Here is a 12,324-nt window from a genome sequence, read left to right on the forward strand (position 1 = left end):
CGCGGGCGAAGCGCCGGTCCGGGCGACCGTACCGGCGCCCCGCCCGCCGTCCGGGCGACCGCCCCGGCCCCGGGTCCGCTACTCGGCCTCGGCCAACTCGACCAGCGCCGCCGCCGTTTCGGCCGGCCGGGAGAACATCGGCCAGTGTCCCGTCAGCACCTCGCGCAGCTCCCACTCCGGCCCGCCGAGCGCCGCGAAGTACGGGTGCCCGGCGGCGATCATCTCGCGGACCTGCGCCAGCGGGATCGAGCAGGAGAGCAGGCCCTTGGGCAGCTTCGCCGCCCCGCCGGTCAGCTGCACCGGGTCGGTGAGGGTCCGGCCCGGCTGGTCGGTCGCCCGTGCGCGGAACCGCTCCAGCCCGGCCTCGTCGATCCCCGCCGCGTCGGCGCCGCCCGAGGCCAGCAGCTCCCAGGAGGGCAGCGGCAGCCGCCAGCCGTCGACCAGCGAGGCCTCCAGCGCGGCGCGGTAGGCGGGGTCCCAGAGGTCGGCGATCGCGGCGCCGCCGGGCATCGGACCGGAGTCGACCCAGACCACCCGGCGGATCCGCTCGGGCACCCGGTCGGCCGCACCGCTCACGGCGATGGTGCCGCCGCTGTGCGCGACCAGGACCACGTCCCGGAGGTCCTCGCGGACCAGCAGGTCGGTCAGATCGTCGATGTGGGTCTGCGCGCCGGTCTCGGGCGAGGCCTCGCCGGTCCGTTCGGCGAGCCCGGGCAGGGTCACCGCGTGCACGGTGTGGCCCGCGGCGCGCAGTGGTTCGGCCACCGCGTCCCAGGCCCAGCCGCCGAGCCAGAAACCGGGAACGAGTACGAAGGTGCTCATGGGGAACGGTCCTCTTCTGGAGTCTTGTGTCCTGGGGTACGGGCCGCGCGGCCGCCGACGTGGGCACCGGGGAAAGCCGCCCGGACGCCCTTCGTCGACTCCGACCCTAGAATCGAATGCGGACAGAACTCGACCGGATTAATCGGCTCCTTGACCCGATCGGCCGAACCGCCGTCGACCCGAGGAGAGCGCAGGCCCCGTGGAACACCCGGTCAGCCGCGCCCTCGCCCTCCTCGAACTGCTTCAGGCCCGCCCCGGCCTCACCGGCGCCGAACTCGCCGCGCGGCTGGAGGTCGACGTCCGCACCGTGCGCCGGTACGCGGCCCGGCTCGCCGAACTCGGCATCCCCGTCCGGGCCGAGCGGGGCCGCTACGGCGGCTACCGGCTGATGCCGGGCTTCCGGCTGCCGCCGCTGATGCTCACCGGGGACGAGGCCGCCTCCGTCGTCCTCGGACTGCTGGCCGGGCGGCGGTCCGGGCTGTCGGTGGGGGAGCAGGCCGGCGAGTCGGCGCTCGCCAAGATCCAGCGGGTGCTGCCGCCGCAGCTGCGCGACCAGGTCGCGGCCGTCGAACAGACCCTCGGACTGACCGCCGCGCCCGCCACCGGCCCCAGCCCGGCCGCCGCCGCGCTCTTCACGCTCGCCGAGGCGGCCCGCCGCCGGCACCGCGTCCGGCTCGACTACCGGGACCGCGCGGGCGCGCCCAGCGAGCGCGACTTCGACCCGTACGGGCTGGTCTTCCACTCGGGCCGCTGGTACACGACGGGGCTGGACCACCGCAGCGGCGAGCAGCGGACCTTCCGGCTGGACCGGATCCGCGGGGCCGAGCCGGTCGGCACCGGGTTCGAACCGCCCGCCGACGTCGACCCGGTGCAGCGGGTGCTGGAGTCGCTCGCCTCGGTGCCGTGGACGCACGAGGTCGAGGTGGTCCTCACCACCACCCTCGCCGAGGCCCGCCACCGCATCCCGCCCGCCGCGGGAACGCTCACCGCGACCGACGACGGGCGCGTCCTGTTCCGCGCGCGGGCCGAACGGCTCGACGGCATGGCCGTGATGCTGGCCGGCCTCGGCTGGCCCTTCACGGTGCGCGGTCCCGCCGCCCTGCGGGACGAGGTGCGGGCGCTCGCCGCCCGGCTCACCGCCTGGAGCGAGGACTGAGCGGACCGGTCGGGCACCGAGGGGGCCGGCCCCGGACGCACGGCGGCGAGCCCCGGGGGCGGATACACCGCCCAGGGGCTCGCCGTGCCGAACCGACCGTGTGACGGCCGGGCGTCAGCCCTGCTTCGGACCGCCGTCCTGCTCGGCCGCCACCTTCCGCTTCACCTCGTCCATGTCCAGCTTGCGGGCCTGGCCGATCAGGTCCTCGAACACCGGCTCGGGCAGCGCACCCGCCTGCGAGAAGACGAGCACACCCTCGCGGATGATTGCCAGCGTGGGGATCGACTGGATCCCGAAGGCCGCCGCCAGCTCCTGCTGCGCCTCGGTGTCCACCTTGGCGAAGACCAGGTCGGGGTGGCGCTCGGCGGCCTTCTCGAAGACCGGCGCGAACTGGCGGCACGGGCCGCACCAGCTCGCCCAGAAGTCGATGAAGACGAAATCCTTGCCGTCCCCGCCGGGGACGATGTCGTCGAAGTTCTCCTTGGTCAGCTCGACCGTGCTGCTCATGTCGCGGGTCCTGCCCTTCCGGTGGTGGCGGTCAAGGCCATGTGCCCCCGACAACGGCTGCTGCCCGCGCGCTATTCCGCGGACCCCACCGCGCCGTCCGTTGAGCGGACGGCGGCCCCCGTCCGTACCGGAGGGTGTCCGGCACCGATGTGCACCCGCACCGACCGGGGAGCGGTCACCATGCCCACCACCCGCCGCACCGACGGCTCGACCGACGATCACACCAGCGGACCGGGCCGGCGCACCGGCCGCCGTCCGGGACGGCTCGCCGTGCTCGCCGCGGCAGGGCTGGCCGCGGCCGCCCTGGTGGCGGGCTGCGGCTCGTCCGGGTCCAGCGGCTCCGCGCCCGCCCAACCGCCCGCGTCCAGCGCCCCGGCCTCGCCGGGCATGACCGCGGCCACCCTGCGGACCGCCACCGACCCGCACCTCGGCACCATCGTCACCGACAGCGCCGGCTTCACCCTCTACCGCTTCGACCACGACAGCGCCACCCCGCCCACCGCCACCTGCGACGGCAGCTGCGCGACCCTCTGGCCGCCCGTCCCGGCCACCGGCACGACGGTCTCCGTCAGCGGCCTCGACGCCAAGCTGGTCGGCACCGTCACCCGCGCCGACGGCAGCAAGCAGCTCACCCTCGCCGGCTGGCCGCTCTACCGCTACGCGCCCGACCAGAAGCCCGGCGACACCAAGGGCCAGGGCGTTCAGGGCATCTGGTTCGCGGTGACCCCCACCGGTGACCGGGCCGGCACGGGCGGTTCCGGTGGCTCCGGCGGCAGCGGCTACTGAACGGGCCGGCCGTCCGGCGGCGACCCTCGACCCGGAGGCACGCGTGCGCGAGGATGTGAGGGTGACCGAGGAGCCTCCCGGTGACGGCCGCCCGGCCGTCCGGGGCGCGCCGGCACCGGACGAGGAGCTGATGCGCGCGCTCTACCGCGAGCACGCCGGGCCGCTGTTCGGCTTCGTCCTCCACCTCGTCGCCGGCGACCGCCAGCGCGCCGAGGACGTCGTGCAGGAGACGCTGCTGCGCGCCTGGCGCAACCTGCACCGACTGGACCCGGCGGCCGGATCGCTGCGGCCCTGGCTCGCCACCGTCGCCCGCCGGATCGTCATCGACGAGCACCGCGCCGAACTCGCCCGCCCGCGCGAAGTGGACGCCGGACCCCTGGAGCTGCTGCCCGCCGAGGACGAACTCGACCGCGCGCTGCGGATGATGACGGTCGCGGACGCGCTCGGCGAGCTCTCGGCCGCGCACCGCGAGGTCATCGTCGAGACGTACTTCAAGGGCCGCACCGCCAACGAGGCGGCCGCCGAACTCGGCATCCCCGCGGGCACCGTGCGCTCGCGGGCCTACTACGCGCTGCGCGCGCTCAGGCTCGCGCTGGAGGAACGGGGAGTGACATCGTGACACCGTCCGAACCCGATCCCGCGCGGGCCGTGCACCTCGACGTCGGCGCCTACGTCCTCGGCGTCCTGGACCCGGCCGAACGCGCCGCCTTCGACGCCCACCTGGCCGCCGGCTGCCCGCGGTGCGCCGACCGGCTGGCCGAACTCCGCCCGGTCGGAACGCTGCTCGGCGAGTACGCGGCCGCCGCCGACCCGGCCGATCCCACCCCCCGGCCGGACCCGGCGCTGCTCGACCGGCTGGTCGGGCAGGTCCGGGCGAGCCGCCGGCGCGGGCGCGTCCGGCGGCTGGTCCTGGTCGCCGCGGCGGCCGCGCTGACCCTCGCCGGCCCCGCGGTGACCGCTGCCGTGATCACCGCCGACTCCACGCCCGGCGTGGTCGCCACCGCGGCGGCCCACCGGTTCGCCGCGACCGACCCGGCGACCGGCACCCACGCCGTGGTCGGCGTGGACCCCGCGCCCTGGGGCAGCCGGGTCACCCTCGAACTGTCCGGCGTCCAGGGCCCGCTGACCTGCGACCTGGTCGCGGTCTCCACCGCCGGCGGCCACCAGACCGTGACCACCTGGAACGTCCCCGCCACCGGCTACGCCCCCACCACCCCCCTCCGCACCACCGGCGGCACCGCCTTCCCGCCCACCACCATCGACCACTTCGAGATCCGCACCCTGGACACCGGCACCCTCCTCCTCACCGTCCCCACCACCTGACCCCGCCCGGACGAGCGGTCGACCGGCACGGCTTCCCGCCCCGTCCCCGGTGCCGCGTGCCGGGGAGGTGGAGCAGGAAGTCGGCCCGTCCGACGTCCCACTCCGCTACCGCGGCGTCCCACTCCGCTACCGCGACGCGTGGGCGGCCACCCGGGTGAGGGCGCGGGCGCAGCGGCGGGCGAAGAGGTGTTGGGCGAGGGGGAGCAGGGGGCCGGCGAGGCGGGCGTACCAGCGCTGCGGGCGGCTGAACGCGTTGACGGTGAACCAGACCCCGCCGTCCGCCGCCAGTTCCACCACGAAGGTCTCCTCGCCCACGGCGAGGTGGCCCCGCCGGGTGCCGTAGGTGAAGCCGTGGCGGTCCTGCCCGTCCTCGGCGGCGGTGCTCCAGACCACCCGGCACGGCGCGCCGGCCCGCAGCGGGCCGAGGCCGACGGCGCAGTGGACGGGGACGCCGGGTGCGGCGCGGTCCGCGCCGGCGGTGATCCGGACGCCGGCCGCCCGGTGCATCCGCCAGTCCAGGACGGCGGCTCCGGCGGCGTCCAGCGCGGCGCGGCCGCGGCCGACGAGGACGCGGTGGCGGAGGTGGTCGTAGCCGGCCGGGAGCGGGGCGGTGAGGTCGGTACTCGCGCCGATCTCGGGGTAGTTGAGGTCGTTCACCGGGCGTTCTCCTGCGGGCTCGGGGCGAGTCGGCGCCAGGCGAGCAGCGAGCACAGCGCGAAGCCGAGCGCGTTGCCGACGCCGTGGGTGGCGGCCATCCAGCCGAGGGTGGGGTGGGGGAGTCCGGAGGCCTCGCCGAGCGCCCACCAGAGGGCGAGCAGCATGGTGACGGCGAGGACGGCCGCCGAGACGCCGAGCAGCACCCGCGTGTCCGGCCACCGGCGGCCGCCCCCGCCGTCGCCCCCGGTCCCGCCGCGGACCCGCAGGTCGCGCCAGGTGAGCAGGCCGACCAGCCACATGCCCGCGGTGAGCACGGCGGCCCCGGCGAGTTCCGCCCAGTCGCCGACGAAGTAGCCGCCCAGCACCAGCAGGGTCCCGGTCGGCACGCTGAGCGCGGCCCACCGCCCGGCCGGGCGGTCCGGGACGGCGCGGCACACCAGCCCGGCGACCAGGGCGGCGGTGAAGCCGGCGTAGTGGAAGTGGGGGACGGTCAGGGCCAGGATGTCGAGGTCGAATCCGAACAGCTCGTGCCCGGAGCGCTCCGCGACCAGGGCGAGTCCGGCCACCGCCGGCGCCGCCAGCGCGGTGAGCACGGCGACCTCGGGCGGCGCGAGGGAGCGGGTGCGGGCGAGTCGCAGCGGGGCGTGCGCGGCGAGGGCGAGCGTGCCGAGCGCGTAGCACGCGGCGCTGCCGGTGGCGAGCGGTCCGCGCGGCAGCCACAGCGAGAGCGCGCCGGGGACGGCGGCCAGCGGCCAGAGGCGGCGCAGCCGGGCGAGGCCGGGCTCGTCGATCAGGGCGAGGCCGAGCGGGATCACCGCACCCATGCCGAGCAGGACCAGCAGGTCGACCAGCTCTTCGGTGCCCCGGCCCACGGCGATCGACCCCAGCTTCCTTGAACGCGTTCAAATGCCTCTTCCGCGTCGACTCTACGCATGGGATTGAACGCGTTCAAGTTCCTCCCGGACCGCCGCCCCGGTCGCCTGCCCTGGTGTTCACCGGGGGCACGGCGCACTCTGGAGGGGTAACCGGACGAGGAGCGACCGCCGGAGGTGATCCGCCATGCAGACTCTTGTCGGTTGGCACATCGAGATGGAATTCCGCGAGGAGGGGCCGCGGACGGCCGCCGCCGCCCTGCTGAGGCTCGGGGACGGGACGGAGCTGCGCGCGCACGGCTACACCAGCCGCCACCCCTCCGATCCCGAGCAGCTGAGGGTCGGCGAGGAGATCGCGGCCGCCCGGGCGCTCAACGACCTCGCTTCGCAGCTGCTCACCAAGGCCCACGGCGAGATCCAGCAGGTCAGCCCGATCCCGACCCACCCGCTGTCGTGACGCAGCCGGAGGGCGCCGCGGGCCAGGCCGCCCACCGGCCGCGCATTCCGCTGATCTGTCCGCGCTGCGGACGGGAGCAGCGGGTGGTGCCGGGCGGTCCGGGCCGCGCGGTCAAGGTGGTGCACGCCGGCACCGGCCGGGAGGCCTGCGAGCCGGGGGACCTGGCCCGCGCGCCGGACGACGGCGCGGCCTGAGGCCGCGCCCCTGGCCCCCCCTGCCCCCGGCCCCCCGGCCCCCGGCGCCGGTGCGCCCCGGGCGAGCCCGCCTCAGTTCGGGCAGTACGTGGTCGGCACCTGCCACTCCGGCCCGATCAACCGCTGCTCCAGCTCGTTGAGCGTGATCCGGATGCCGACGGTCCCGGCCAGCCCGAGCCGCATCCGGCTGCGGGCCAGCGCCAGGAACGCCGTCAGCCCGTACTTGTTGATCAGCGACGCGCGGTAGCGGGCGGTGTCGTCCGCGTCGCAGACGGCGGCGCGGGCCGGGAGCTGACGTCCCGTCGGGCGGCCGTGCGCGTCGCACGGGCCGACCAGGACCTTGGGGTGGCGGCGGATCCGCTCGGCCTCGCCGGAGTGGGCCGGCGTCCAGATGCCGAGCGCCGTGCCGTCGGCGATCACCCAGCTCTGCGAGCGGATCCGGCGGCCGTCCTCGCCGAACGTGGTGAGCAGGAGGTATCTGCTGTCGGCCAGCTGGTCGGTACGGTCGTGCACGGTGTCCTCCCTCTCCGTTGCGGCGGGTGGTCGCGGGCGGCGCGGCCTCAGTGGCCGTGTCCGCCGCTGCTCCCGTGGTGCTCGGCGACGGTGTGCGGTCCGGCGTGGTGCGGTCCGGCGGTGTGCGGTCCTGTGTGGTGCCGTCCGGCGGCGTGCGGTCCGACGGGCGGGTGGTGCGCGACGGCCCGGTGGTACTCCTCGGCGGTGGGCCCGGGGATCCGGGCGCCCTCGCCGTGGAGCCCACGGGACAGCCTCGCACGGGCGCGGTCGAGGACCCCGACCGGGCGGGCCACTCCATTGTCGTCCACGGGGGCGGGCAGTTCGAGGGCTCGCGGCTGCTCGTGCGCGGTGAGCCGGTGCAGTTCGGCGGGCGTGAGCGGGGCGTGCACCTCGATGAACTCGCCGTGCGGCAGGCGCTCGACGACGCCGGTCTCGCGGCCGTGCAGCACCTTCTCCCGGTCCCTGTGCTGCAGGCCCAGGCACCAGCGCTTGGTGACGACGAAGACGGCCACCGGGACGACGAGGAATCCCACCCGGACGGCGTAGGTGATGGAGTTGAGCGACAGGTGCAGATGGGTGGCGATGAGGTCGTTGCCGCCGCCGGCCAGCGTCACCAGGTAGAGCGAGATCCAGGCCGCGCCGAACGCCGTGCGGACCGGGGCGTTGCGCGGGCGGTCGAGCAGGTGGTGCTCGCGCCGGTCGTCGGTCGCCCAGCCCTCCACGAACGGGTAGACGGCGATCGCGCCGAGGACGAGCGGGAAGAGCGTGAACGGGATCAGCACACCGAGGTTGAGGGTGTGGCCCCACAGGCCGACCTCCCAGCCCGGCATCACCCGGACGAGCCCTTCCGCGAAGCCCATGTACCAGTCCGGCTGGGCGTCCGTGGACACCTGGTCGGGCCGGTACGGGCCGTACGCCCAGATCGGGTTGATCGTGGCGACCGCCGAGACCAGTGCCAGCACGCCGAACACCAGGAAGAAGAAGCCGCCGGCCTTGGCCAGGTAGACCGGCATCAGCGGCATGCCGACGACGTTCCGCTCGGTCCTGCCGGGCCCCGCCCACTGGGTGTGCTTGTGGTGGAAGACCAGGATCAGGTGGGCCACCAGCAGGCCCAGCATGATCCCGGGGATCAGCAGCACGTGGATCGTGAAGAACCGCGGCACGATGTCGGTGCCCGGGAACTCGCCCCCGAACAGGAACATCTGGACGTAGGTGCCCACCAGCGGGACGGCGAGGATCGCGCCCTCGACGAAGCGGATGCCGGTGCCCGACAGCAGGTCGTCCGGCAGCGAGTAGCCGAAGAAGCCGTCCAGCATGCCGAGGAAGAGCAGCAGGAAGCCGAACATCCAGTTGATCTCGCGCGGCTTGCGGAAGGCGCCGGTGAAGAAGACCCGCATCATGTGGACGAACATCGCCGCGATGAAGACCAGGGCGGCCCAGTGGTGGATCTGCCGGATCAGCAGTCCGCCGCGGACCTCGAAGCTGATGTCGACCGTCGAGGCGTACGCCTCGGACATCGGCACGCCCTTGAGCGGGACGTAGGAGCCGTCGTAGACGATCTCGCCCATGCTCGGCTTGAAGAACAGCGTCAGCCAGACGCCGGTCAGGATGATGATCGCGAAGCTGTACAGGCAGATCTCGCCCAGCATGAAGGACCAGTGGTCCGGGAAGATCTTGCGCAGGTTGGCCCTGGCCAGGGTGTAGATCCCCAGTCGGCCGTCCGTCCAGTCGGCGGCGCGCTGTCCGCGTCCGCCGCCGGTTCCCTGATTGCGGGTCATGTCCACGCACCTCGGTCGGAGTGAAGCGGGGAGCTATCCCCGTTTCGAAGTCCGACCAGAATAAGCGGGGATCATTCCCCACTTCCATCGGGGTGCCCGGAAACGGCGAACGGCCCGCCCGGTGTCGTCATGACACCGGACGGGCCGCAGCGCACCGTCGCGAACCCCGCGGGGTCAGTGCACCAGCACCGGCACCTCGTTGGCCTCCGCCGCGTCGGCGTCCGCACCCTTGCCGCCGGAGCCGGGGCGGCCGGCGTTGATCAGGGTGAACGCCAGCACGGCCGCCAGCACCAGGATGCCGAAGGACCACCAGATCGCGGTCGAGAAGCCGTGCACCATGCCGCCGAACTGCACCGCCCGGGCGGCGGCCGGGGTGGTCGCCTCGGCCGCGTGGGCCGCCAGCCAGGTGGCGGTGGCGCTGGCCGCGATGGTGTTCAGCAGCGCGGTGCCGATGGCGCCGCCGACCTGCTGCGAGGTGTTGACCATGGCGGACGCCACGCCCGCGTCGCGCGGCTGGACGCCGTGCGTGGCCAGGCTCATCGCCGGCATGAACGCGGTGCCCATGCCGAGGCCCATCAGGACCAGACCGGGCAGGATCAGCGCCGGGTAGGAGCTGTCCAGGTCGATCTGGGTCAGGACGAGCATGCCGAGCGAGGCGACCAGGAAGCCGGGCGCCATCAGGAACCGCGCCGGGACGCGGGTCATCAGGCGGGCGCCGATCTGGGTCGAACCGGTGATCATGCCCGCCACCATGGGCAGGAAGGCCACGCCGGTCAGGACCGGGCTGTAGTCGAGCACGATCTGCAGGTAGTAGGTCAGGAACAGGAACAGGCCGAACATGCCGATCACGGCCAGGCCCAGCGACAGGTAGACCCCGCCGCGGTTGCGGTCCAGCACGACGCGCAGCGGCAGCAGCGGCGCCTTGACCTTCTGCTCGACCACGACGAACGCGGCCAGCAGCACGGCGGCGGCGATGAACAGACCGATCGTCACGCCCGAGCTCCAGCCGTCCGACTCGGCCCGGGTGAAGCCGTAGACCAGCGCGACCAGACCGGTGGTGACCAGCAGCACGCCGGGCACGTCGAGACGGTTGCGGTTGCGGCCCACGGCCGGCTCGCGGATCACCATGACCGCGCCGACGGCGGCGACCACGGCGAACGGGATGTTGACGAAGAAGGTCCAGCGCCAGTTCATGTACTCGGTCAGCAGACCGCCGAGGATCAGACCGATCGCGCCGCCACCGCCGGCGATCGCGCCGTAGATGCCGAACGCCTTGGCGCGCTCCTTGGCCTCGGTGAACATCACGGCCAGCAGCGAGAGCGCGGCCGGGGCCAGCAGGGCGCCGAACACGCCCTGGAGGGCGCGGGCGCCGAGCAGCATCGCGGTGTTGGCGGCGGCGCCGCCCAGCGCGGAGGCCAGCGCGAAGCCGGTGAGGCCGACCACGAAGGCCCGCTTGCGCCCCCACAGGTCGGCCACCCGGCCACCGAACAGCAGCAGACCGCCGAAGGCCAGCGCGTACGCGGTGATCACCCACTGGCGGTTGCCGTCGGTGATGCCGAGGTCCTTCTGGGCGGACGGCAGCGCGATGTTCACGATGGTGGCGTCGAGGACGACCATCAGCTGCGCGAGGCCGATGAATATGAGGGCCTTCCAGCGCCTCGGATCGGGCTGGACGGCGGGCGGGGCGTCGGTTTGTGGCATGGAGGTACTCACTTCGGGGTGCGGGGTGTGCGGAAGGTGCGGAGCAGGGTCGCGGACAGGAGCGGCGGGCGCGCACGGGCGGGCGCGCCGCGTCCCCGCGGTGGAGGTCCCGGGTGTCGGGTGTCAGGTGGCGCCGGTCACCCGGCGCGGTGGGTCAGTGGTCGCCGTGGAAGTCCTCGAAGGTCGCGGCCCGGCCGGGCAGGACGGAAGGGGCGGGCGCCCGCATACCGTCCAGGAGCAGTTGCAGGTGCCGGTGGACGAACCCGTCCAGGACGCGGCACGAGGTGCCCGGCAGCGGGCGGGTGAGCTGGCTCAGGGCGATGAACAGGTCGCCGTGGTCGACGTCCGGACGGGCCTCGCCCGCCGCCTTCGCCCGCTCCAGCAGTCCGCCGGCGACGGTCGTCAGGCGCTCGCGCGCCGCCGTCATATCCGGGTCGTGCGGATCGACGTGGTTGGTCAGCATCGAGCAGAGCGCGCCGACCTTCTCGTCGACCGTCTCGTGGGCGAACCGCTCCAGGGCCTCGAACGGGCCGGGGACCTCAGCGGCCGCCCGTTCGGCGATCGCCACGATGCGGTTCTTCACGAGCAGCGCCACCTCGCGGATCAGTGCCGTTCTGGTGGGGAAGTTCCGGTAGAGCGTAGCGTTTCCGACGCCCGCCCGCTTCGCAATATCGTCCAGCGCCGCGTCCGCGCCGTGCTCGACGAAGGCGTCGCGGGCCGCCAGGACGATCCGCTCGCGGTTGCGGCTGGCGTCCGCGCGCAGCCTGGGCGCGCGGGCCGGCCCCGCGGTGCGGGTCGGGCGGGGGGCGACGGTGGTCACGGGTGCGTTCCTCCCGGGTACGGGTTCCGGGGAGTCACTCCCCGCTTAGTCCTACGGAAGGCTAAACGGGGAATCACTCCCCGGAAATTTCGCACCCGGATGTGACCTGCGTCACATTGTTTCGAGGCCTCCGCCGCGCCCCGCCGCACCGGCCGTGGCCGCCGGCCGGTGCAGCGGGATCTCGAAGTGGACGGTGGCCACCCCCGGTCCGTGCTCGCCGGTCGGGCGGGCGTCGTGGACCTCCTCGGCGAGGCTGCGCCAGAACGGCTCGGCCCCGGGGATCTCGGTGTTGGTGTGCAGGTAGAGCCGCCGGTAGCCGCCCTCCTCGGCGGCGAACGCGCGGGCGCGGCGGACGAGCTCGCGGGCCAGTCCGTGCCGCCGGTGCTCGGCCCGGACGTAGACCCGGACCAGCTGCGCGGTGGTTCCGGACGGGTAGCGCCGGGCGATCTCGCGCGGGTGCGGCGGATGGGCGGGGCCGGTGGAGTGCAGCGCGGTGGTGGCCACCACCTCCTCGCCGAGCACGGCGACCAGCAGGGCGTGCCGGGGGTGGTCCAGGTAGTGCCCCTGGAGGTCGACCACGTCGGCGTGCCATGCGGGCACGTAGCCGTAGCCGAACTCGCGGTAGAAGGTGTCGAGGATCAGTCGGCGCGCACCGGGCACGTCCTGCGGGAGCGCATGGCGTACCAGGTAAGGAAAGTGACGATCCATCAGACAGCTCCGGCGGGACTGGGCGCGGTG

15 protein-coding genes are annotated in these 12,324 nt (G+C 74.4%); 6 read left to right on the forward strand and 9 right to left on the reverse strand.

Annotated features, from left to right (window positions below; genetic code table 11):
• Positions 1 to 78: 78 nt before the first annotated feature.
• Entirely contained in the window at positions 79 to 822 is a 744-nt protein-coding gene (locus ACFC0B_RS19400; protein WP_376087046.1) for an alpha/beta fold hydrolase, read from the reverse strand.
• Between the two features lie 199 nt (positions 823 to 1,021).
• Between ACFC0B_RS19400 and ACFC0B_RS19405 the strand changes: the two genes are divergently transcribed.
• Positions 1,022 to 1,978, forward strand: coding sequence for a helix-turn-helix transcriptional regulator (locus ACFC0B_RS19405; RefSeq protein ID WP_376087047.1), 957 nt, complete (start codon positions 1,022 to 1,024; stop codon positions 1,976 to 1,978).
• 114 nt (positions 1,979 to 2,092) lie between these two features.
• Here ACFC0B_RS19405 and ACFC0B_RS19410 read toward each other — a convergent pair whose 3' ends face one another.
• On the reverse strand, positions 2,093 to 2,485 hold the full coding sequence (locus tag ACFC0B_RS19410) for a thioredoxin family protein (RefSeq protein ID WP_376087048.1): 393 nt from the start codon (positions 2,483 to 2,485) through the stop codon (positions 2,093 to 2,095).
• A gap of 180 nt (positions 2,486 to 2,665) precedes the next feature.
• Between ACFC0B_RS19410 and ACFC0B_RS19415 the strand changes: the two genes are divergently transcribed.
• The 3 genes from ACFC0B_RS19415 (at position 2,666) to ACFC0B_RS19425 (ending at position 4,594) form a co-directional block, all read left to right on the forward strand.
• Positions 2,666 to 3,271 (forward strand): hypothetical protein, encoded by a 606-nt coding sequence (locus ACFC0B_RS19415; protein WP_376087049.1) that lies wholly within the window; start codon positions 2,666 to 2,668, stop codon positions 3,269 to 3,271.
• A 130-nt stretch (positions 3,272 to 3,401) separates the two neighbouring features.
• A complete protein-coding gene (locus ACFC0B_RS19420; RefSeq protein WP_376087439.1) occupies positions 3,402 to 3,890 on the forward strand; it encodes a sigma-70 family RNA polymerase sigma factor in 489 nt (162 codons plus the stop codon).
• Positions 3,887 to 4,594, forward strand: a complete 708-nt coding sequence (locus ACFC0B_RS19425) for an anti-sigma factor family protein (RefSeq protein ID WP_376087050.1) — start codon at positions 3,887 to 3,889, stop codon at positions 4,592 to 4,594. The genes ACFC0B_RS19420 and ACFC0B_RS19425 overlap by 4 nt, the downstream gene beginning before the upstream one ends.
• Positions 4,595 to 4,720: 126 nt before the next feature.
• Here ACFC0B_RS19425 and ACFC0B_RS19430 read toward each other — a convergent pair whose 3' ends face one another.
• Together ACFC0B_RS19430 and ACFC0B_RS19435 are read right to left on the reverse strand one after the other, a co-directional pair.
• Entirely contained in the window at positions 4,721 to 5,251 is a 531-nt protein-coding gene (locus tag ACFC0B_RS19430; RefSeq protein WP_376087051.1) for a DUF1990 family protein, read from the reverse strand.
• Positions 5,248 to 6,123 (reverse strand): YndJ family protein, encoded by an 876-nt coding sequence (locus tag ACFC0B_RS19435; RefSeq protein ID WP_376087052.1) that lies wholly within the window; start codon positions 6,121 to 6,123, stop codon positions 5,248 to 5,250. Before ACFC0B_RS19435 ends, ACFC0B_RS19430 begins: the two co-directional genes overlap by 4 nt.
• 187 nt (positions 6,124 to 6,310) lie before the next feature.
• Here ACFC0B_RS19435 and ACFC0B_RS19440 point away from each other — a divergent pair, with 187 nt between their 5' ends.
• Both ACFC0B_RS19440 and ACFC0B_RS19445 read left to right on the forward strand, forming a co-directional pair.
• Positions 6,311 to 6,580, forward strand: a complete 270-nt coding sequence (locus ACFC0B_RS19440; protein WP_376087053.1) for a DUF1876 domain-containing protein — start codon at positions 6,311 to 6,313, stop codon at positions 6,578 to 6,580.
• Positions 6,577 to 6,774 carry a hypothetical protein gene (locus tag ACFC0B_RS19445; protein ID WP_376087054.1) on the forward strand — a complete coding sequence of 66 codons (198 nt, stop codon included), beginning with the start codon at positions 6,577 to 6,579 and terminating at the stop codon, positions 6,772 to 6,774. Before ACFC0B_RS19440 ends, ACFC0B_RS19445 begins: the two co-directional genes overlap by 4 nt.
• A 72-nt stretch (positions 6,775 to 6,846) precedes the next feature.
• Here ACFC0B_RS19445 and ACFC0B_RS19450 read toward each other — a convergent pair whose 3' ends face one another.
• The 5 genes from ACFC0B_RS19450 to ACFC0B_RS19470 all read right to left on the reverse strand — a co-directional run bounded on the left by ACFC0B_RS19450 (position 6,847) and on the right by ACFC0B_RS19470 (position 12,294).
• Positions 6,847 to 7,287: a PPOX class F420-dependent oxidoreductase gene (locus tag ACFC0B_RS19450; protein WP_376087055.1), complete on the reverse strand. Its 441-nt coding sequence runs from the start codon at positions 7,285 to 7,287 to the stop codon at positions 6,847 to 6,849.
• A gap of 47 nt (positions 7,288 to 7,334) precedes the next feature.
• The gene (locus ACFC0B_RS19455; protein WP_376087056.1) at positions 7,335 to 9,065 is read right to left on the reverse strand and encodes a cytochrome bc complex cytochrome b subunit; all 1,731 of its coding nucleotides are present in this window, start codon (positions 9,063 to 9,065) and stop codon (positions 7,335 to 7,337) included.
• Positions 9,066 to 9,239: 174 nt separating this feature from the next.
• On the reverse strand, positions 9,240 to 10,766 hold the full coding sequence (locus ACFC0B_RS19460; RefSeq protein ID WP_376087057.1) for an MFS transporter: 1,527 nt from the start codon (positions 10,764 to 10,766) through the stop codon (positions 9,240 to 9,242).
• Between the two features lie 154 nt (positions 10,767 to 10,920).
• Positions 10,921 to 11,586 carry a TetR/AcrR family transcriptional regulator gene (locus ACFC0B_RS19465; protein WP_376087058.1) on the reverse strand — a complete coding sequence of 222 codons (666 nt, stop codon included), beginning with the start codon at positions 11,584 to 11,586 and terminating at the stop codon, positions 10,921 to 10,923.
• Positions 11,587 to 11,697: 111 nt separating this feature from the next.
• Positions 11,698 to 12,294 carry a GNAT family N-acetyltransferase gene (locus tag ACFC0B_RS19470; protein ID WP_376087059.1) on the reverse strand — a complete coding sequence of 199 codons (597 nt, stop codon included), beginning with the start codon at positions 12,292 to 12,294 and terminating at the stop codon, positions 11,698 to 11,700.
• Between the last annotated feature and the right edge of the window lie 30 nt (positions 12,295 to 12,324).

Origin of the sequence: Kitasatospora sp. NPDC056184, assembly GCF_042268405.1 — a bacterium.
Classification (GTDB): Bacteria; Actinomycetota; Actinomycetes; order Streptomycetales; family Streptomycetaceae; genus Kitasatospora.

What these genes read in the sequence shown, in the direction of transcription:
- ACFC0B_RS19410 (WP_376087048.1), bottom strand. Translation starts at nt 2,485, where the DNA reads ATGAGCAGCACGGTCGAGCTGACCAAGGAGAACTTCGACGACATCGTC.
- ACFC0B_RS19415 (WP_376087049.1), top strand. Translation starts at nt 2,666, where the DNA reads ATGCCCACCACCCGCCGCACCGACGGCTCGACCGACGATCACACCAGC.
- ACFC0B_RS19460 (WP_376087057.1), bottom strand. Translation starts at nt 10,766, where the DNA reads ATGCCACAAACCGACGCCCCGCCCGCCGTCCAGCCCGATCCGAGGCGC.
- ACFC0B_RS19470 (WP_376087059.1), bottom strand. Translation starts at nt 12,294, where the DNA reads ATGGATCGTCACTTTCCTTACCTGGTACGCCATGCGCTCCCGCAGGAC.
- ACFC0B_RS19420 (WP_376087439.1), top strand. Translation starts at nt 3,402, where the DNA reads ATGCGCGCGCTCTACCGCGAGCACGCCGGGCCGCTGTTCGGCTTCGTC.
- ACFC0B_RS19400 (WP_376087046.1), bottom strand. Translation starts at nt 822, where the DNA reads ATGAGCACCTTCGTACTCGTTCCCGGTTTCTGGCTCGGCGGCTGGGCC.
- ACFC0B_RS19455 (WP_376087056.1), bottom strand. Translation starts at nt 9,065, where the DNA reads ATGACCCGCAATCAGGGAACCGGCGGCGGACGCGGACAGCGCGCCGCC.
- ACFC0B_RS19440 (WP_376087053.1), top strand. Translation starts at nt 6,311, where the DNA reads ATGCAGACTCTTGTCGGTTGGCACATCGAGATGGAATTCCGCGAGGAG.